Below are 18,191 nucleotides of genomic sequence, written 5' to 3'. Positions count from 1 at the left end.
CCGGGAATGCGGGCCCTGCGTGCGGCTCGGACGGGGTAATTTCACTTGAAGGTCCCACCAACCCTACGGAGAAAGCTTCGATGTCTCACGAGCTTGTCGAGTTCGATACGGAGAAGGCGCATTCGGCGCGGATGTACGACTACTACCTCGGCGGCAAGGACAACTATCCGGCCGATCGCGAGGCCGCGTCGAAGGTGATGGAGGCGTTTCCGGAGACCGCGCAGGCCGCGCGGGCCAATCGCGAATTCGTCCATCGGGCAGCGCGTTTCGCGGCGCGCAATGGTGTGCGGCAGTTTCTCGACATCGGCACCGGAATTCCGACCGAACCGAATCTGCACAACGCCGTGCAGGCCGTCGATCCGCATTGCCGCGTCGTGTACGTCGACCACGACCCTCTGGTGCTGGCGCATGCCCGCGCGCTGATGATCGGCTCGGAGAAGGGGCGTACCGAATACATTCCCGCGGATGTGCGCGATCCGGACGTGATCCTCGGCTCGGAGCAGTTCCGCGCGGTGATCGATCTGTCCCGGCCGGTGGCGCTCAACCTGGCCGCGATCATGCATTTCGTCACCGACGAAGAGGGCGCCTACGACATCGTGCGCACCTATATGGACGCGTTCGCGCCCGGGTCCTACCTCAGCATCACCCACGCCTCCAGCGATGTGAATCCGGAACGACTCGCGAAGGTGGCGGCGGTCTACGCCCAGGCCGGGATGAAGGTCGCCCTGCGCAACAAGGGCGAGGTCGCCCGCTTCTTCGACGGGCTGGAGCTCGTCGAGCCCGGCGTGGTTCCGATGCACCGCTGGCACCCGAATCCGGACTTCTACATCCCGGAGGAACGGCTCGCGTGGGCCGACGAGGCGTTCGGCATCTGGGCCGCGGTCGGCGTCAAGCCCTGAGCGGATGCGTAGGCCCAGGTCGGCGCGGAAATCCCACGGCACCGGTCACGGGCGGCGCGCGGTGATGCAGGATAGGTGGCGTGATCGGTAACCGCTCCCAGACCACCCGCACGATTCGTCCGCCGTCACCGCACCCGTCGGGCGCCACCCCGCCCGCGCTGCCGCCGGAGTTCGTGCCCAGGCATGTGGCGCTGGTGATGGACGGCAACGGCCGGTGGGCCCAGGATCGGGGGCTGCCGCGCACCGCCGGGCACGAGCGCGGCGAGGCGGTGCTGATGGACACCGTCGAGGGGTGTATCGAGATCGGCGTGAAATGGCTTTCCGCCTATGCCTTTTCGACCGAGAACTGGCGGCGCAGTCCGGACGAGGTCAAATTCCTGATGGGCTTCAACCGCGACGTGATCCGGCGCCGCCGCGACGAGATGCACGAGATGGGCGTGCGGGTGCGCTGGGCGGGCCGGCGACCGCGCCTGTGGCGCAGCGTGATCAAGGAATTGGAGATCGCCGAGGAGCTCACCAAGGACAACACCGTGATGACGCTGACGATGTGCGTCAACTACGGTGGCCGCGCCGAAATCGCCGACGCGGCACGGGAAATCGCGCGGAAGGTGGCGGCCGGACAGCTGGATCCGGAGAAGGTCACCGAATCGACCTTCGCGAAGTATCTCGACGAGCCGGATATGCCGGATGTGGATCTGTTCCTGCGCCCCTCCGGCGAGCTGCGCAGTTCGAACTTCCTGATCTGGCAGTCCGCCTATGCGGAGTTCGTCTTCCAGCACACCCTGTTCCCTGATTTCGACCGGCGCGACCTGTGGGAGGCCTGTGTGGAGTACGCCAAGCGCGATCGCCGGTTCGGTGGTGTGAAGTGAGCAACGATCTGACCGTCGCCCGGGAACTGCAGGCCCAAGCCGCCGCCTGCCTGCGTCGATGCGATATCGCCGTGCGGGAGGAGGACGGTGACGCCCTCGGCTTCGAATACGAGGGCGCGCTGTGCTCGTTGCGCGGCGTCACACTGGCGCCGGGCCTGGACGTCCTCACGCTGACCTGCGTGCTCGCCTGGGATCGCCCCTTGAAGCCGCAACTGCACAAGCGAGTCGCCGATCGCAACAACGCCCTGCAGTTCGGCTCGCTGACGATCATCGCCCACGAGAAGCTCGCCGACGTCCTGCTGCGCTATACCTTCCCGGCAGCCGGCCTCGACGACGACGCCCTGGCGACGATGCTGCTGCTCGTCCTGTCCGGCGCGGGCCGCGCCCGCCAGGGCCTGGTGCCCTGACCGGCCCGGTGTGCCGCTGATCGAATCAGCGGGCGATGTGGGCGCAGTCGCGGCAGGTGCCGAACACCTCCATGGTGTGGCTGATGTCGGTGAATCCGTGCTCGCCGGCGATCGCCGCGGCCCAGGCCTCGACGGTGGGGCCCTCCACCTCGACGGTGCGCCCGCACTGGCGGCAGACCAGGTGGTGATGGTGGCCCTTGGAGCACTGCCGGTACACGGATTCGCCTGTGTCCGTGCGCAGGACGTCGACCTTGCCGGCGTCGGCGAGGGACTGCAGGGTGCGGTAGACGGTGGTCAGGCCGATGCCCTCACCGCGGCGGCGTAGTTCGTCGTGCAGCTCCTGGGCTGAACGGAATTCCTCGATATCGCCCAGCAGTGCGGTGATCGCGCTGCGCTGGCGGGTGCTGCGAATTCCGACGGTCTTCTCGGCGGTGTCCGTCTTCTCCGGCACGGTCATCCTTCCTCGGCGTGTGCGACGGCGTCGACGACGATGCGTGCCAGATGGTCGTCGACCAATTCGTAGATCACCTCACGGCCGGTGCGTTCACCGCGCACCACGCCCGCGGACTTGAGAATGCGCAGGTGCTGGCTGACCAGGGGCTGGGTGACGCCGAGCGTATCGACCAACTCGTGCACGCAGCGCGGCGATTCGCGCAGCTGCAGCACGATCGCGATCCGCACCGGCGCGGCCAGCGCGCGCAGCAGTTCGCCGGCGTTGTCGAGCGTGGTGCGGGCGGGGACCGCGGGGGCGGTCGGGGCGCGATAGGGATACGGGTCGTGCGGGATCGGCGTGGGCGCCTCGACGGCGACGCGGCTTCGACGCGCGGGGACACCGCTGTCGGCGGTCATCGAACCAACTCCTTATTGGAAACCGATGCCATTATTGATATGCACACGTGCGCATGTCAAGGAAGCGCGCTGTACCGCCTCTCCGCGTCTTCAGCGTGTCGCGGGTGCTCCACGACATTCGTGTCGGGCCGGCGGTCTGTGTCGGGCCGGGTTTTGGGCGTTCCCGGCGAGTTACCCATGTGCATGCGAAATCAGTCGTTGCCGGGGCGATACTGCCTCGCGGTGTTCGATCCGGTGTCAGTAGGCTGGGGCGAATCGTTCGGACCCATCATCCAGAGGGAGAGCTTCCACCGTGGCACCCAAGTCGAAGATCGACACCGTCGCGAATCTCGCCAAGCGCCGGGGTTTGGTATACCCCAGCGGCGAGATCTACGGAGGGACCCGGTCGGCGTGGGATTACGGTCCGCTGGGTGTGGAGCTCAAGGAGAACATCAAGAAGCAGTGGTGGCGGGCCATGGTCACCAGCCGCGACGATGTGGTCGGCCTGGACTCCGCGATCATCCTGCCGCGGCCGGTGTGGGTGGCCTCGGGGCACGTCAGCGTCTTCAACGACCCGCTGGTCGAATGCCTGAACTGCCACAAGCGGCACCGGCAGGACCACCTGCAGGAGGCGTACGCCGAGAAGCACAAGATCGACGATCCGGACTCGGTGTCCATGGAGCTGATCGGCTGCCCGGACTGCGGCACCGTCGGTAAGTGGACCGAACCGCGCGACTTCAACATGATGCTCAAGACCTACCTCGGGCCGATCGAGTCCGAGGAGGGCCTGCACTATCTGCGTCCGGAGACCGCGCAGGGCATCTTCGTGAACTTCGCGAACGTGATGACCACCGCGCGCAAGAAGCCGCCGTTCGGTATCGCGCAGATCGGCAAGAGCTTCCGCAACGAGATCACCCCCGGCAACTTCATCTTCCGCACCCGCGAATTCGAGCAGATGGAGATGGAATTCTTCGTCAAGCCGGGTGAGGACGAGCGGTGGCACCAGTACTGGATCGACACCCGCCTGGCCTGGTACACCGAACTCGGCATCGACCCGGAGAATCTGCGGCTCTACGAGCACCCGAAGGAGAAGCTCTCGCACTATTCGACCCGCACGGTCGATATCGAGTACCGCTTCCACTTCCAGGGCAGCGAATGGGGTGAGCTCGAGGGTGTCGCCAACCGCACCGACTTCGACCTGTCGACCCACTCCAAGCATTCCGGCACCGATCTGAGCTTCTTCGACCAGAACACCAACGAGCGCTACACGCCGTACGTGATCGAACCCGCGGCCGGCCTGACCCGCTCGCTGATGGCCTTCCTGATCGACGCCTACACCGAGGACGAGGCGCCCAACGCCAAGGGCGTCATGGAGAAGCGGACCGTACTGCGCCTGGATCGCCGCCTCGCGCCGGTGAAGGCCGCCGTACTTCCGTTGTCGCGCAACGCCGATCTGTCGCCGAAGGCGAAAGACCTTGCCGCGCAACTGCGTAGGAACTGGAACGTCGACTTCGACGACGCCGGCGCGATCGGCCGCCGCTACCGCCGCCAGGACGAGATCGGCACCCCGTTCTGCATCACCGTCGACTTCGACACCCTCGAGGACCAGGCCGTCACCGTGCGCGAGCGGGACTCGATGGCGCAGGACCGGATCGCGCTCGACCAGGTGGAGGGCTACCTGGCGCAGCGCCTGCTGGGCGCCTGAGTTCACCGCGGCGCGGACGGGCATACCGCATTCGTATTCGGACATAACCGAAGACCCGGGCGTTATCGGGGCGAATCGCGCGCCGAAGTGGGATCGGCGGAAATATCGCCGTCGTCCGGGTCGTTCCGAGCACTGAGCAGTCCGAGATCCGGCGCGCCCCCGGGGCGCTGCCGGGCCCGGCCCACAGGTGCGACGAAAGGTCCTGATCATGGCGCAGGCGGTCAAGTTCGATCGTTACGGCGATATCGATGTGCTCGAGGTTCGCGAGATACCGGATCCGCAGCCCGGGCCCGGACAGGTCGCGGTCGAGGTGGTGGCCGCGGGGATCAACCCGGGTGAGGCCAAGATCCGCAACGGCTCGCTGCACGAGCGCTGGCCCGCCACCTTCCCCGAGGGCGAGGGCACCGATTTCGCCGGGCGCATCGTCGCCCTGGGCGAGGGGGTGAGCGGGATCGCCGTCGGCGACGAGGTGCTCGGATTCAGCGACAAGCGCTCCAGCCACGCCACCCGGGTGGTGGTGCCGGCCCAGCAGGTCACCCCGAAGCCGGTGGGTCTGTCCTGGGAGGTCGCCGGATCGCTGTACGTCGCGGGCACCACCGCCTTCGCCGCCGTGCGCGCGGTGAGCCCGGAGGCCGGTGACACCATCGCGGTGTCCGGCGCCGCCGGTGGAGTGGGATCCATTGTGGTGCAACTGCTTCGGGCCCGCGAGGTGACGGTGATCGGCATCGCGGGCCCGGACAACCAGGACTATCTGCGCGAGCTGGGGGCGGTCGCGGTGGAGTACGGTGACGGTCTCGCCGAGCGCCTCCGGGAGGCGGCGCCCGCCGGTATCGACGCCTTCATCGATACGCACGGCAACGGCTACGTCGAACTCGCCCTCGATCTCGGCGTGAAGCCCGAACGCATCGATACGATCATCGATTTCGCCGCGGTGGAGAAATACGGCGTCAAGGCGGAGGGCAATGCGGCCGCCGACACCATCGACGTGCTCGCCCAGCTGGCCGAACTGGCCGCCGCGGGGGCCGTCCGGATTCCGATCGCCGCCACATATCCGCTCGCCGAGGTGCGCGCGGCGTTCACCGAACTCGAGCGCGGCCACACCCGGGGCAAGATCGTCCTGCTGCCATGACATCTGTCATGGCACAGTCGTGACGCTCGGGCCAGGTACGACGCCCGGCTCCACGCGACAGTGGAACCATGACATCAGCAATGACATCCGGTTCGGCGGAACGGGTCGCCGCCGCACCGGTGATCGAGCTTCGCGGACTGACCAAAACCTTCCGCAGCTCCGCCGGGCCCGTCCGCGCGGTCGACGGACTCGATCTGACCGTCACCGCGGGTGAGGTGGTCGCCTTCCTGGGACCCAACGGTGCCGGGAAGTCCACCAGTATCGACATGATGCTCGGCCTGCTGCGCCCCGACGCCGGCACCGCCCGTATTCTGGGCGGAACACCGGCGGAAGCGGTTGCGGCGGGCCGTGTTTCGGCGGTTCTGCAATCGGGCGGCCTGCTTCCGGATCTCACCGTCGGCGAAACGGTGCGGGTCGTCGCGTCCCTGCATCGTCATCCGCGCCCCGCCCGGGAGGTGCTCGTCCGCGCCGGAATCGACGGCATCGCCGACCGCATGGTGGGTAAATGCTCCGGTGGTCAGCAGCAGCGCCTGCGCTTCGCTCTCGCGCTGCTGCCCGATCCGGATCTGTTGATCCTCGACGAGCCGACCACCGGCATGGATGTGGAGGGACGCCGCGATTTCTGGAACGCCATCCGCGCCGACGCCGGTCTCGGACGCACCGTCGTCTTCGCCACCCACTATCTCGACGAGGCCGACGCCTACGCCGACCGCATCGTGCTGGTGCGGGGCGGGCGGGTCGTGGCCGACGGCAGTGCCGCGTCGGTGAAGAATCTGGCCTCCGGTCGCACGGTCTCGGCGACGCTGCCCGATGCCGACCCGGCGAGCCTGCTCGCCCTCGCCGGCGTGGACCGGGTCGAGCAGCGCGGTGATCGAGTGCTGGTGCACGGCAACGACTCCGACGCGGTCGCCCGCTATCTGCTGACCCGGACACCGGCCGTCGACATCGAAATCACCGGCCGCAATCTCGAAGACGCCTTCCTCGCACTGACCGGAGACAACTGAGATGACCACATCGACCGTGCCCCGCGCCATCCGTCCGAGCGCCGGCGGATTCAGCTGGGGATTCCTGCTGCTCGAATTGCGCCGCATGCTGCGCAACCGGCGCACCGTCATCTTCGCGCTGGTGATGCCCGTGGTGTTCTTCGTGATCTTCGGCGCCCAGAACTCCTACCGCAACGAGACCTACGGCTCGGCGAATGTCACCGCCTACGTGATGGTGTCGATGGCCGTCTACGGGGCGATGCTGGCCACCACCAGCGGCGGCGCCATGGTGGCGGTGGAACGCGCCGCCGGTTGGGTGCGTCAGTTGCGTCTCACGCCGCTGAGCCCGGCCGCCTACGTCGCCACCAAAGTGGCCGGCGCGATGGTGCTCGGATTGTGTTCGGTCGTCGTCGTTTTCGTCGCCGGCGCGGTGACCGGCGCGCATCTGACCACCGGCGCGTGGGTGGGCTGCTTCCTGATCGCGTGGCTGACCTCCGTGGTCTTCGCGGCATTCGGACTGTTCATGGGATATGTGCTGCCCTCGGAGAACGTGATGCAGATCCTCGGCCCGGTTCTGGCACTGCTGTCGTTCGCCGGTGGATTGTTCATGCCGCTGCACGGCTGGTTCGAAACGGTGTCGAAGCTCTTCCCGACCAACGGCGTCGCGACGCTGGCCCGGTTGCCGCTCGGCGACACCACTGCCGGTTCCGCCGCACTGGCGGTGCTGAACATCGTGGTCTGGGCCTCGGTATTCGCCCTCGGAGCCGCGGTTCTGTTCCGGCGTGATACCGCTCGCTGACCGACGCGCCGCACCGTCCGCCCCGGTGGACGGTGCGGTAGCGTCGAAATCCGGCGGCGCCGGCCGAGGCGGGAGACGGAGGGTGACGATGCGGGTACCTCCGGTCGATCGGCCGATTTCGGGAGCGCTGGACCGGATCGCCCGCAGAATGGATCACGAACCCGCCCCGCAGACCGCCATCCAGCATCGACGCCTGCTCTTCGGCGCGGTGCTGGCATTGGTCTGGTTGCTGTATCTGATCGCGCCGATCGTCTCGCAATGGCAGGACGGGCATCGCGGGCGGGCCGTCGCGGCGGCCGTCTGCCTCGCGGTCTTCTGGGTGCTGACGGCCTCGTGCTTCGGTCCCTTCCGGCAACCTGACTGGGAGGAGAAACACGCGCACGCTGGGCTGCCGGTCTCCTACGAATGGCCGCGATGGCTGGTGGTGGGCGGGCTGGCGGCCCTCGCCGCGAGTTTGACGGTGCTGCTGGGCGTCACCGGTCTGGGCACCGCCATCTACGTCGCGGCCGGCGCCGTATTCGTCCTGCCCCCGGCCAAATCCGGTGCGGTGGTGGCCGGGACAGCCGCGCTGTTGATCGGCCTGTCGCTGCATTACGGCAGTGCCCCGTTGTATTTCGCGTTCATTCCGGTGGTGATGTGGACCGGCCGCGAAGTCGGCCGGCGGCGCGGACAGCTGCGGGAACTGACTCGCCGCCAGCAGGGCGAGCTGGCGATCGTGGAGGAACGCAACCGGGTGGCGCGCGACGTGCACGACATCCTGGGGCACTCGCTGACCGTCATCACCGTCAAAACCGAACTGGCGCAACGGCTGCTCGACACCGATCCCACCCGCGCCCGGCAGGAGCTGGCCGATGTGGAGCGCCTGGCCCGCGAGGCGCTGGCGGGGGTGCGCGATACCGTCGGCGGCCTGCGCGAGGTGTCGCTCTCGACCGAGCTCGTCAACGCCCGGACCGCCCTGCGCGCCGCCGGTATCGAGGCGGAGCTCCCGGATCCCGCCGAGCTCCCCGCGCGCCATGCGGTGATCTTCGGATGGGTCCTGCGCGAGGCGGTGACGAATGTGGTGCGCCACAGCGGCGCCGGCCACTGCCGGGTGTGGGTGAGCGAGTCGCGGATCGAGGTGAGCGATGACGGAAAAGGGCTGTCCGGCAGTACCTTCGGTTCCGGTCTGACCGGTTTGCGCGACCGGGTGCGCGCCGGGGGCGGCAACCTGACGGTCGAGACACCGTCCGGCGGGGGAACGCTGATCGCCGCGGAGTTCCCGACGGCCGACAGGCGGAGTTGAGCAGGGCGAGGGGATTCGGCAACTCGGACCGGCGAAGGTCACGCGGATGTGCACCCGGGCGGGCGGACGAAGATGCCTTCGCCGGTCGGGCGGCGGATACCCCACCGGCCGCATTAGGGTCGCAGCTGTGCGTGTGATGATGTCGATCGGTGAACCGCGACGGGGGCGACGCCGGTGATCCGGTTGTTGCTCGCCGACGATCAGGCGCTGGTGCGGGGCGCGCTGGCGGCGCTGCTCGGGCTGGAGGCGGACCTCGAGGTGGTGGCCGAGGTGGGCCGGGGCGACGAGGTTCTGGACGCCGTGCGGCGCACCACGCCGGATGTGGTGCTGCTCGATGTGGAAATGCCCGGAATGGACGGAATTTCGGTGGCGGCGCAGCTGCACGCCGAATTCCCGCGTATCCGAATTCTGATGGTGACCACATTCGGCCGCCCCGGCTACCTGCGTCGCGCCATCGACGCCGGAGCCGGCGGATTCGTCGTGAAGGACACGCCCGCACGGGAATTGGCGGATGCGGTGCGGCGCGTGCACATGGGCCTGCGAGTGGTGGATCCGGCACTGGCCACCGAAACCCTCACCGCCGGAACCTCTCCGCTCACCGCACGCGAGCGCGAGGTGCTCGCCGCGGCGGCGGACGGGTCGACGGCGGGGGTCATCGCGAAGCGGCTGCATCTGTCCGAGGGAACCGTCCGCAACCATCTCTCGGCAGCGATCGGCAAGACCGGCACCCGCACTCGTGCCGAGGCCGTCCGCGCGGCCGAACGTCTCGGCTGGTTGTGAGCGGCCCCCGCCGCGGCGGGCGTAGATTCGCCGATGTGCATCTGACGCAGATCCGCCTGATCGTGTCCGAATTCGACCGCTGCGTGGCGTTCTATCGCGACGTTCTCGGACTGACACCGCAAACCGACGACCCGCGCCCGCCCTACGCGGCGTTCAAACCGGAGCTGGGCAGCACGCTCGCGTTGCACGAGCGCGCGAATCTCGCGGCGGCGCTGGGGGATACCTTGCGGTCCGGGGTCGACTCGCGCTCGTCGTCAAATGGCGAGGTGGCGCCGGTCCCGCCCGCCGACGCGGCGATGGTGTCGTTGCGGGTCGACGACCTGGGCGACTATCTCGCCGCGATCACCGCCCGCGGCGCCGAAATCTCGGGCGAGCCCGTCGCATACGACGGACGCGTGCGCTGCGCCTATCTGCGCGACCCCGAGGGCAACCTGATCGAACTGCAGCAGTGGCTCGCGACGCGCACCGGCGAGGCCGTGCCACCGGCGCGGTGAGACGAGCAGATCAGAATCGCCCGCCGCGGCTGATCCGGCGGGAACTGTCGGAGCCGCCGAAAGAGGCCGGACCCCACCCGGATCCGCCCATCGAACGGCCGCGATAGCCACTCCCCGCGCCGCGCAGCAGGCTGTCGATCAGAATGCCGCCCAGTACCGCACCGGCCTGGGACGTGCCGGAAGCCGGGCGATGGGTCTGCCACTCCCGCACATCGGCCTCGGCGGCGTGCAGTGCGCGGGTGGCCAGATCGGCGGCCTGTTGCGCACTGCTCAGCGCCGCCTGCGGGTCGGTGGCCGAAAGCTCCTGCGCCCGATCGAGATTGCGCTGCGCTTCGGCCAGGCGAGTACGGGGCGCGGCGTCGATACCGCCGCGGCGGGTGTCGATGAAATCGGCGGCCGCGCGGACCTGGCTCTGCGCGGCGATCACGGCCTGGTCCAGGCGGCGCCGCAGCTGCTCGGCGGCGAGTTTGCGCTCACCGGCCGCGGCGACCGCGCGATCGAGTGCGGTATCGGCCGCGACCGCGCGGTGGAACGTGCCGAGCGGATCGCGGTCCCCGGTGGTCCGGGCCGCTTCCCATGCGGTGCGGGCGCCCGACATCGCCGCCGCCAGTTCCGGGCCGCCGTGTTCGGTCAGGCCCTGCGCGGTCTCGAGGTCGCGGCCCAGTTCGTCGATCGCCGCCGGCAGGCCGGCCCGCGCCTGGGTGATATCGGTTTCGGCGGTGTCCACGGCGTCGAGCAGGGTGCGGGCGGCGGTCACCGCGGCCTCCGCGCCGCGAATCGCCGCGACCACCCCGCCCTGACGACCGACCGGCTCGGCCGCGGCCCGGCGGCCCTGCTCGATCGTGTTCTCGGCGAACCCGATTCGCTCCCGTGCCATCGCCACGTTGTCGCGCACCGGCGCGGTGACCGATTCCGGTTGTGCGGCCAGCAGCCGGCGCAGGGTCTCCTCCGAGCGCGGCAGCCGCACGGTGAGATCGACCACATCGCGGGTCAGCGTGTCCAGCCGTTGTGGCGCGTCGATCAGCAGATTGCGCATCGCGTCGAATTCGGCCACCTTGTCGTCGAGTTCGGCATCGGCCCGCCCGCAGGTGGCGATCAGCTCGACCAGCAGATCGCGGCGCTGATCAGGGGTTTCGGGGATGTCGTCATCGAGCCGCTGGCGGATCGAAAAGGCATGTGCCATCGCCCGTTTCGCCGACTCGAGCGCGGCGGCGAACGGAGCGGTCGCGGTGGCGCCGAATTCGTCGGTGGCCAGCCGCAGTTCCTCGGCACTGGCCCGGATCGCGTTGTCGGTGTCGACCAGCACCTGCGCCGAGCGGGACTCGAGCAGATCCGGGCGCAGCCGAGCCAGCGCGGCGGTGTCGGTCGGGTCGACCGCGCGGGCGGCGTCGGTCTCGGCGCGGCCCCGGGCCCGCCGGCGCAACTGCGAATAACCCAGCACCACACCGATCACGCCCAGCACGATCAGGGTGATCACGATCAGCGGCCAGATCCCGACACCACCGGAATCGCCCATGGCCGTGGACAATCCGTCCGCCGCGGCCACCGCCGCCTCGGCCCACTGACCGTTGTGCAGTCGCGGCTCGACCTGATCGGTGAGCAGCGAATTCAGTTCCGCGTCGCTCACCGAGGGCGGGAGCGCGCCGGTGAAGGAATAGGAGCGGTCGCTGGTCGCGATCGACAGCAGCACATCGCGGTCGCCGAATCCGGACGCGGTCGCGGTGCGCTGACCCCAGGTCTGCGGGTCCAGGCCGCCGAAATCGCGGACGTAGACCACCCACAGCCGCTCCCGATGCGCGGTGTAGAGCGCGTCCACCGAGGCGCGCACGGTGTCGCGCTGCGGACCGTCGAGAACCTGCGCGGAATCGGTGACGTATTCGTTGAGCCGCATCGGCTCGTCGGCGACGGCCGGGCCGCAGCAGCCGAGCACGAACCCGAACACGATCGACAGCAGCAACGCGAGCAGCGTCGGCGGCTGTGATCGTCGAGGACGCGAGTGCGGCGGCATAGCACGAATGTATCCGCCGACACGGCGCGAGGGGCGTTGATCCGGCCGACCCGTGTCGGAACCGATGATTACGATCGGCAGGGTGATCACGCTGGATATCCCCTATACGGGCCACGTCGCGCCGGGCACGAATCCGCAGCAGCGCGACGTGCCGGGCGCCCGGATCGTCAAGATGTCGGTCGGCGGTATGGACAACAACGTCTATCTGGTGCAGGACGCCGCCACCGGCGACGCGGTGCTGATCGACGCCGCCAACGAATCCGAACGCATCCAGGCCCTGCTGGACCAGGAGGTGCCGGGGCGGCTGCGGCTGATCGTCACCACCCATCAGCATTTCGACCACTGGCAGGCCCTGAGCGCCGTGGTCGCCGACACCGGCGTACCGACCGCCGCGCACGCCCTGGACGCCGAACCGCTTCCGGTACCGCCGGATCGGCTGCTCACCGACGGTGACACCGTCTCGATCGGCGACCTGCGGTTCGACGTCATCCACCTGCGCGGACACACCCCGGGATCCGTCGCGCTGGCGCTCACCGACGGCTCCGGCCGCACCCATCTGTTCACCGGCGACTGCCTGTTTCCGGGTGGTGTCGGCCGCACCACCTCCCCGGAGGATTTCGATTCCCTCTACAGCGACGTCACCAGCAAGGTGTTCGACCGCTTCGGCGACGATACGGTCGTCTACCCGGGCCACGGCGACGACACCACCCTGGGTGCCGAGCGGCCGCAGCTCGAGCAGTGGCGGCAACGCGGTTGGTGAGCGGTTCCGGTGCCCTGCGACCGTGACGATCCGGCGCTCCGCAATCGTGGCGTGACCGAGCACTGGCAAACTCGGGGAATGCCCTCGGCCCTCACCCATCCCGCACCGACCCGCCCGCCCGCCGCGCCGCGCCGTCCGCGCGGATCGGCGGTCGTGCGGTGGGTGCGCCGGGTGATCGCCGGCACCGTCGTCATCGGGGTCGTCCTCGTCGGCGGCACCGCCTTCCGGGTCTGGCAGGTGGCACGGATCGACGACTACAGCCGTGCCGACGCGATCGTGGTGCTGGGCGCCGCGCAATACGACGGCACGCCGTCCTCGGTGTTCGAGGCCCGGCTCGGACAGGCCTACCACCTGTACACCAAAGGTGTTGCGCCGCTGGTTATCACGGTCGGCGGCAAACAGGTGGGCGACAACTACACCGAGGCCGCCTCCGGTAAGAACTATCTGAAGAATCGTGGCGTGCCCGCCGACCGGGTGCTGGCCGTGGAGACCGGATCGGACACGCTGCAGAGTATCGAGGCGGTCGCCTCCGCGATGCGGGCCCGCGATCTGTCGTCGGCGGTGCTGGTCAGCGATCCGTGGCATTCGCTGCGCACCCGCACCATGGCCCGCGACGCCGGTCTGGACGCGTGGACCGCGCCGACCCGCACCGGCCCGGCGGTCTACACCCGGGAGTCCCAGGTCCACGGCATCGCCCGCGAAACCGGCGCCCTGCTGTGGTATCAGCTCACCCACTTCTCCGCGGATTTCAAATACACCGCGGAGCAGTGAGACACGTATCAGGCGGTATCCCTCATGAGTTTCGACGCGATGCCCGAATGCCCGTATGTCGACGGCGATCACGAGCGCATGGTGTCCGAGACCTCGCCCACGGCGGGGTTGCGGTGGTCGCCGTCACCCGCCCGCCGCAGTGACTTCGCGCGGGACCGGGCCCGGGTGCTGCATTCGGCGGCACTGCGGCGACTTGCCGACAAGACCCAGGTGATGGGGCCGCGCGACGGTGATACGCCACGCACCCGGCTCACCCATTCGCTGGAGGTCGCCCAGATCGGGCGCAGCATCGCCGAGGGGCTGGGCTGCGACGCGGATCTGGTCGATCTGGCCGGGCTGGCCCACGACATCGGCCATCCGCCGTACGGCCACAACGGCGAACGCGCCCTCGACGAATTCGCCGACGCCTACGGCGGGTTCGAGGGCAACGCCCAGAACCTGCGGATTCTGACCCGGTTGGAGCCGAAGGTCTTCGACACGGCGGGGGAGAGCTACGGCCTCAACCTGACCCGCGCCGCCCTCGACGCCACCGTCAAATACCCCTGGGGCAGAACGGCTTCCGGTGCGAAGTTCGGCGCCTACGATGCCGATCTGGACCGGCTGGACTGGGTCCGCAAGGGGGCGCCCGAGCGTCGGCAGTCGCTGGAATCGCAGGTCATGGACTGGTCCGATGACGTGGCGTATTCGGTGCACGACGTGGAGGACGGGGTGATCGCGGGCCGGATCGATCTGCGAGCGCTCGCCGATCCGGCCGAACAGGCCGCCCTCGCCGAACTGGGCCAACGCCAGCACCGCGACCTGTCCGCCGACGATCTGATCGCGGCCGGTCAGCGGCTGTCGCAATTGCAGGTGATCGCCGAGGCCGCCGGATATGACGGCACCCTGCGCGCCTCGGTCGCCCTCAAGCGGCTGACCAGCGATCTGGTCGGCCGATTCGCGACCGCGGCGGTGGAGGCGACCCGCGCGGCGTGGACCGGGCAGTCGCTGTGCCGCTACGCGGCCGATCTGGAGGTGCCGGCCGTGGTGGCCGCGGAGGTCGCGCTGTTGAAAACGGTCGCGCTGCGATATGTGATGTCCGATCCCCAACACCACGAACGCCAGGCCGAACAGCGCGAGCGCATCCGATACGTGGCCGACCGCCTGTTGGCCGGCGCCCCCCAGGGCCTCGACCCGATCCTGCTGCCGTGGTGGGAGGCTGCCACCGACGACACCGCCCGGGTACGCGTGATCGTCGACCAGATCGCCTCCTACACCGAGAGCAGATTGGAGCGGATCGCGGCCCGATGACCCCGGTCGTCGGCGTGGGCCGACCGGCACGCGGCTAGACTCGGATTTCGTGGCAGGTCGACTTCCGGATCGCGATATCGCGGCAATACGTGAACGCGTACGCATCGAGGATGTCGTCGGTGAATATGTGTCGCTCAAGCGTGCCGGTGCGGATTCGCTGAAGGGGCTGTGCCCGTTCCACGACGAGAAGTCGCCGTCGTTCCACGTGCGGCCGAATCACAGCCATTTCCACTGCTTCGGCTGCGGTGAGAGCGGTGACGTGTTCGCCTTCCTGCAGAAGATCGACCACGTCGGGTTCGTCGAGGCGGTCGAGCAGCTGGCCGACCGGATCGGCTACACGATCAACTACGAGGGTGGCGGGACCTCGGTGCAGCGCGACCGTGGCACCCGCTCCCGGCTGGTCGCCGCCAATGCGGCCGCGCACGAGTTCTATCAGGCGCAACTGCGGGAACCGGGTGCGGAGGTGGCGCGCACATACCTCACCGACCGCAATTTCGACGCCAACGCGGCGCGGCAGTTCGGCTGTGGTTACGCCCCGGCAGGCTGGGACACGCTGACGAAATACCTGCTGCGCAAGGGTTTCGACATCAAGGAGCTGGAGGCGGCGGGGCTGTCCAAGCCCGGCCGGCACGGTCCCATCGACCGGTTCCACCGGCGGCTGCTGTGGCCGATCCGGAATCTGAGCGGCGATGTCATCGGTTTCGGCGCGCGGCGCCTGTTCGACGACGACCAGATGACCGCCAAGTACATCAATACGCCGGAGACGGTGCTGTACAAGAAGTCCCAGGTGCTGTTCGGTCTCGACCACGCCAAGCGGGAGATCGCCAAGAGCCATCAGGCGGTGGTGGTCGAGGGCTACACCGATGTGATGGCCATGCACCTCGCGGGTGTGACGACCGCGGTCGCCTCGTGTGGCACCGCCTTCGGTGACGAGCATCTGTCGATGTTGCGCCGGCTGCTGATGGACGACAATTTCTGGCGCGGCGAGATCATCTACACCTTCGACGGCGATGCCGCCGGTCAGGCCGCGGCGCTGAAGGCATTCTCCGGTGACCAGAAACTGGCCGGGCAGACGTATATCGCGGTCGCGCCCGACGGGCAGGACCCGTGTGAACTGCGGCAGCGTTCCGGCGACGGAGCCGTCCGCGATCTGGTGGCCCGGCGAGTCCCGTTGTACGAGTTCGTGATTCGCGGTCTGCTCGCCGACCACAACCTCGACACCCCCGAGGGGCAGGTCGAGGCGCTGCGGCGTGCGGTGCCCGTGGTGGCGCAGATCAAGGACAACGCGCTGCGCAAGGCGTACGCCACGAAGCTCGCCGGATGGGTCGGCTGGGACGACATCCAGCTGGTGGTGCGCCGGGTCGGCGATCACGCCCGCCGCGGCAAGCCGGTGAAGGGTGTGCCCGGCCGGGAAGCGGCCACCGAGACAGTGGTCGCGGAGTCGGCCGCCGCCCGGCCGAACCCGGGTGACCCGGTACTACTGCCGCAGCGGCAGGTGCTGGCCGCCGCGCTGCAGTATCCGGCGACCGCGGGCCCGATCTTCGACAGCCTCGAGCCCGAGGCGTTCACCCATCCCGCCTACACCGCCGTGCGCGCCGCCCTCGCCGCCGCCGGTGGCACCGCGGCGGGACTCGGTGGCGCGGAATGGGTTTCGCGCGTCGCCGACCACACCGACGACCTGATGCTGCGCGCACTGGTCTCCGAACTGGCCGCCGAGCCGCTTCCGGTGAAATCGATGGACGACATCCCCCGATTCATCTCCGGCGTGCTGGCGCGGGTGCAGGAGGCATGGGTCGGCCGTCAGGTCGCCGCGCTCAAGTCGAAATTGCAGCGGGTCTCGTCGACCGAACAGCCGGACGACTACATGGCCCTGTTCGGCGATCTGGTCGCCCTCGAGCAGTACCGCAAGAGCCTGCTCACCCAGGCCATGGGCAACTCGGATGATTTCAACGTCGCCTGATCGTTCCAACCGGAATGAGATCGACGTCTTTCCATCGTTCCGGGACCGCACTGACCGCCGAGATCGTCGACGGTGACGGCCCGCCGCTGGTGATCGTTCCGGGGGTGATGTCCGATGCCGCCGCCTGGCGGCCCGTGGTGGAGCGGCTCGGTTTGCCCAATCCGGTGGTGACGATCAATCGCCGCGGGCGGGTGCCGAGCGGTCCGCTGGGGGCGGACTACTCCGTACGTACCGAAGTGGACGACCTGCACCATATCCTCGACACTCTCGGCGGTGCGGTGGAGCTGTTCGGATGGAGCTACGGCGGGCTGATCGCCCTGGAGGCGGCTTGTGAGCGGTCGGATCTGCGCTCGCTGATCGCCTACGAACCGGTATCGGCGCCCTTCGCCCCCGCCGCGATCCCCGCGCTGCGCGCCGCCGTCGACCGCGGCGATCTGGACGCCGCCGTCCGGTTGGTCAACACCGATGTGTCGGGCTTCTCCGCGGAATATGTTGCCGCGCTGCGGGAATCGCCGACATGGGCGGTGCTGCGGCCGCTGGCCGCGCCGCTGCCGACCGAACTCGAGGCCGTCAACGCATGTCGGGCGGACCTACAGCGATATCGCGCCCTGACCGTTCCGGTCACCCTGCTGCTGGGCGAACTCAACGCGAACGCCGAACCCTACGGCACCGCCTTCGGCCGCATCGCCCATGCACTGCCGCAGGCCCGCATCGACCTTCTGCCGGGGCAGGGGCATCTGGCCCACGCACAGGCACCGCACCTGCTCGCCCGGCACATCGCCGCCGCGGTGGCGCGGACCGAGGAAAAGCCTGAGGAGATCGGCTCGACCGGTAGGTAGGGCGCGGTCGGTGGCACGCGGTCCGGCGGTGACGCCGGCCGCGGGCCGGTCGGGCGGCTCAGCGCCGGAGCTGGTCCTGGGGGACGAGGACGGTGGTGCGCTCGTCGATCGGCTCCATGGGTTCGAGCCGCGGCTGGGTATTGAGTCGATCCGACAGTTTCTGGCGGCTGGCCTGGACCAGCTTGCGGGTGACCGGGCTGGCGGCGACAGCACGGGTGGTCTTGCTGATCTGCTCGTAGCGAGCCCGCCCCGCCTTGGCCCCCAGCACGTAACCGGCTGCGACGCCGATGATCAACCGCAGCATTCTTTCGGGCTCCTCCCAGTAGCTGTCCGCGCCGTACATCCTGCCCGACACCGAGCCGGGCTGTCGATCCGGCACCACCTTGCCAGA

At 69.0% G+C, this 18,191-nt stretch carries 19 protein-coding genes; 15 read left to right on the top strand and 4 right to left on the bottom strand.

From position 1 onward, the window contains the following. Window positions 1-80 precede the first annotated feature (80 nt). From AC5592_RS26765 to AC5592_RS26755, 3 genes are all read left to right on the top strand, one after another. The gene (locus AC5592_RS26765; RefSeq protein ID WP_036499711.1) at window positions 81-899 is read left to right on the top strand and encodes an SAM-dependent methyltransferase; all 819 of its coding nucleotides are present in this window, start codon (window positions 81-83) and stop codon (window positions 897-899) included. 80 nt (window positions 900-979) lie between these two features. Continuing rightward, window positions 980-1,768, top strand: coding sequence for an isoprenyl transferase (locus AC5592_RS26760; protein ID WP_036499713.1), 789 nt, complete (start codon window positions 980-982; stop codon window positions 1,766-1,768). 8 nt (window positions 1,769-1,776) lie between these two features. Continuing rightward, the gene (locus AC5592_RS26755; protein WP_036499762.1) at window positions 1,777-2,175 is read left to right on the top strand and encodes a hypothetical protein; all 399 of its coding nucleotides are present in this window, start codon (window positions 1,777-1,779) and stop codon (window positions 2,173-2,175) included. 25 nt (window positions 2,176-2,200) lie between these two features. Here the strand turns inward: AC5592_RS26755 and AC5592_RS26750 are convergent, their stop codons facing one another. Together AC5592_RS26750 and AC5592_RS26745 are read right to left on the bottom strand one after the other, a co-directional pair. Next, entirely contained in the window at window positions 2,201-2,632 is a 432-nt protein-coding gene (locus tag AC5592_RS26750; RefSeq protein ID WP_051024455.1) for a Fur family transcriptional regulator, read from the bottom strand. After that, window positions 2,629-3,024 (bottom strand): ArsR/SmtB family transcription factor, encoded by a 396-nt coding sequence (locus tag AC5592_RS26745; RefSeq protein ID WP_025351935.1) that lies wholly within the window; start codon window positions 3,022-3,024, stop codon window positions 2,629-2,631. The genes AC5592_RS26750 and AC5592_RS26745 overlap by 4 nt, the downstream gene beginning before the upstream one ends. 292 nt (window positions 3,025-3,316) lie before the next feature. Between AC5592_RS26745 and AC5592_RS26740 the strand changes: the two genes are divergently transcribed. The 7 genes from AC5592_RS26740 to AC5592_RS26710 all read left to right on the top strand — a co-directional run bounded on the left by AC5592_RS26740 (window position 3,317) and on the right by AC5592_RS26710 (window position 10,175). After that, on the top strand, window positions 3,317-4,708 hold the full coding sequence (locus AC5592_RS26740; protein WP_063065842.1) for a glycine--tRNA ligase: 1,392 nt from the start codon (window positions 3,317-3,319) through the stop codon (window positions 4,706-4,708). Window positions 4,709-4,916: 208 nt separating this feature from the next. Next, window positions 4,917-5,837 (top strand): NADP-dependent oxidoreductase, encoded by a 921-nt coding sequence (locus AC5592_RS26735; RefSeq protein ID WP_036499768.1) that lies wholly within the window; start codon window positions 4,917-4,919, stop codon window positions 5,835-5,837. Window positions 5,838-5,905: 68 nt separating this feature from the next. Beyond that, window positions 5,906-6,841, top strand: coding sequence for an ABC transporter ATP-binding protein (locus AC5592_RS26730; RefSeq protein WP_036499718.1), 936 nt, complete (start codon window positions 5,906-5,908; stop codon window positions 6,839-6,841). A 1-nt stretch (window position 6,842) separates the two neighbouring features. Then, window positions 6,843-7,619 (top strand): ABC transporter permease, encoded by a 777-nt coding sequence (locus tag AC5592_RS26725; protein WP_036499721.1) that lies wholly within the window; start codon window positions 6,843-6,845, stop codon window positions 7,617-7,619. An 88-nt stretch (window positions 7,620-7,707) separates the two neighbouring features. Next, on the top strand, window positions 7,708-8,901 hold the full coding sequence (locus AC5592_RS26720; protein ID WP_157122246.1) for a sensor histidine kinase: 1,194 nt from the start codon (window positions 7,708-7,710) through the stop codon (window positions 8,899-8,901). Window positions 8,902-9,075: 174 nt separating this feature from the next. Next, entirely contained in the window at window positions 9,076-9,681 is a 606-nt protein-coding gene (locus AC5592_RS26715) for a response regulator transcription factor (RefSeq protein ID WP_036499723.1), read from the top strand. A 35-nt stretch (window positions 9,682-9,716) separates the two neighbouring features. Then, entirely contained in the window at window positions 9,717-10,175 is a 459-nt protein-coding gene (locus AC5592_RS26710) for a VOC family protein (protein WP_063065840.1), read from the top strand. A 10-nt stretch (window positions 10,176-10,185) separates the two neighbouring features. Here the strand turns inward: AC5592_RS26710 and AC5592_RS26705 are convergent, their stop codons facing one another. Further along, a complete protein-coding gene (locus AC5592_RS26705; RefSeq protein WP_063065839.1) occupies window positions 10,186-12,183 on the bottom strand; it encodes a TPM domain-containing protein in 1,998 nt (665 codons plus the stop codon). A 64-nt stretch (window positions 12,184-12,247) separates the two neighbouring features. On the opposite strand from AC5592_RS26705, the gene AC5592_RS26700 reads away from it, so the two are divergent. From AC5592_RS26700 to AC5592_RS26680, 5 genes are all read left to right on the top strand, one after another. After that, window positions 12,248-12,943, top strand: a complete 696-nt coding sequence (locus AC5592_RS26700) for an MBL fold metallo-hydrolase (protein WP_063065887.1) — start codon at window positions 12,248-12,250, stop codon at window positions 12,941-12,943. A gap of 78 nt (window positions 12,944-13,021) precedes the next feature. Then, the gene (locus AC5592_RS26695; RefSeq protein WP_063065838.1) at window positions 13,022-13,714 is read left to right on the top strand and encodes a YdcF family protein; all 693 of its coding nucleotides are present in this window, start codon (window positions 13,022-13,024) and stop codon (window positions 13,712-13,714) included. A gap of 24 nt (window positions 13,715-13,738) precedes the next feature. Then, window positions 13,739-15,001, top strand: coding sequence for a deoxyguanosinetriphosphate triphosphohydrolase (locus AC5592_RS26690; RefSeq protein ID WP_269750212.1), 1,263 nt, complete (start codon window positions 13,739-13,741; stop codon window positions 14,999-15,001). Window positions 15,002-15,050: 49 nt separating this feature from the next. Continuing rightward, window positions 15,051-16,961, top strand: coding sequence for a DNA primase (gene dnaG / locus AC5592_RS26685; protein WP_036499732.1), 1,911 nt, complete (start codon window positions 15,051-15,053; stop codon window positions 16,959-16,961). A gap of 14 nt (window positions 16,962-16,975) precedes the next feature. After that, window positions 16,976-17,800 carry an alpha/beta fold hydrolase gene (locus tag AC5592_RS26680; RefSeq protein WP_036499734.1) on the top strand — a complete coding sequence of 275 codons (825 nt, stop codon included), beginning with the start codon at window positions 16,976-16,978 and terminating at the stop codon, window positions 17,798-17,800. A gap of 58 nt (window positions 17,801-17,858) precedes the next feature. Here the strand turns inward: AC5592_RS26680 and AC5592_RS26675 are convergent, their stop codons facing one another. After that, window positions 17,859-18,104 carry a hypothetical protein gene (locus tag AC5592_RS26675; protein WP_036499775.1) on the bottom strand — a complete coding sequence of 82 codons (246 nt, stop codon included), beginning with the start codon at window positions 18,102-18,104 and terminating at the stop codon, window positions 17,859-17,861. Between the last annotated feature and the right edge of the window lie 87 nt (window positions 18,105-18,191).

This window comes from Nocardia violaceofusca NBRC 14427, from assembly GCF_963869435.1.
Taxonomy (GTDB): Bacteria; Actinomycetota; Actinomycetes; order Mycobacteriales; family Mycobacteriaceae; genus Nocardia; species Nocardia aobensis.
The sequence above is the reverse complement of the archived record's forward strand: the minus strand, read 5'-3'. Positions and strand labels throughout refer to the sequence as shown.

Bases quoted from the DNA above. Each gene is read 5' to 3' on its own strand.
- AC5592_RS26735 (WP_036499768.1), top strand. From the start codon at position 4,917: ATGGCGCAGGCGGTCAAGTTCGATCGTTACGGCGATATCGATGTGCTC.
- AC5592_RS26675 (WP_036499775.1), bottom strand. From the start codon at position 18,104: ATGCTGCGGTTGATCATCGGCGTCGCAGCCGGTTACGTGCTGGGGGCC.
- AC5592_RS26700 (WP_063065887.1), top strand. From the start codon at position 12,248: ATGATTACGATCGGCAGGGTGATCACGCTGGATATCCCCTATACGGGC.
- AC5592_RS26695 (WP_063065838.1), top strand. From the start codon at position 13,022: ATGCCCTCGGCCCTCACCCATCCCGCACCGACCCGCCCGCCCGCCGCG.
- AC5592_RS26690 (WP_269750212.1), top strand. From the start codon at position 13,739: ATGAGTTTCGACGCGATGCCCGAATGCCCGTATGTCGACGGCGATCAC.
- AC5592_RS26745 (WP_025351935.1), bottom strand. From the start codon at position 3,024: ATGACCGCCGACAGCGGTGTCCCCGCGCGTCGAAGCCGCGTCGCCGTC.
- AC5592_RS26725 (WP_036499721.1), top strand. From the start codon at position 6,843: ATGACCACATCGACCGTGCCCCGCGCCATCCGTCCGAGCGCCGGCGGA.
- AC5592_RS26765 (WP_036499711.1), top strand. From the start codon at position 81: ATGTCTCACGAGCTTGTCGAGTTCGATACGGAGAAGGCGCATTCGGCG.
- AC5592_RS26680 (WP_036499734.1), top strand. From the start codon at position 16,976: ATGAGATCGACGTCTTTCCATCGTTCCGGGACCGCACTGACCGCCGAG.
- AC5592_RS26750 (WP_051024455.1), bottom strand. From the start codon at position 2,632: ATGACCGTGCCGGAGAAGACGGACACCGCCGAGAAGACCGTCGGAATT.
- AC5592_RS26705 (WP_063065839.1), bottom strand. From the start codon at position 12,183: ATGCCGCCGCACTCGCGTCCTCGACGATCACAGCCGCCGACGCTGCTC.
- AC5592_RS26730 (WP_036499718.1), top strand. From the start codon at position 5,906: ATGACATCAGCAATGACATCCGGTTCGGCGGAACGGGTCGCCGCCGCA.
- AC5592_RS26720 (WP_157122246.1), top strand. From the start codon at position 7,708: ATGCGGGTACCTCCGGTCGATCGGCCGATTTCGGGAGCGCTGGACCGG.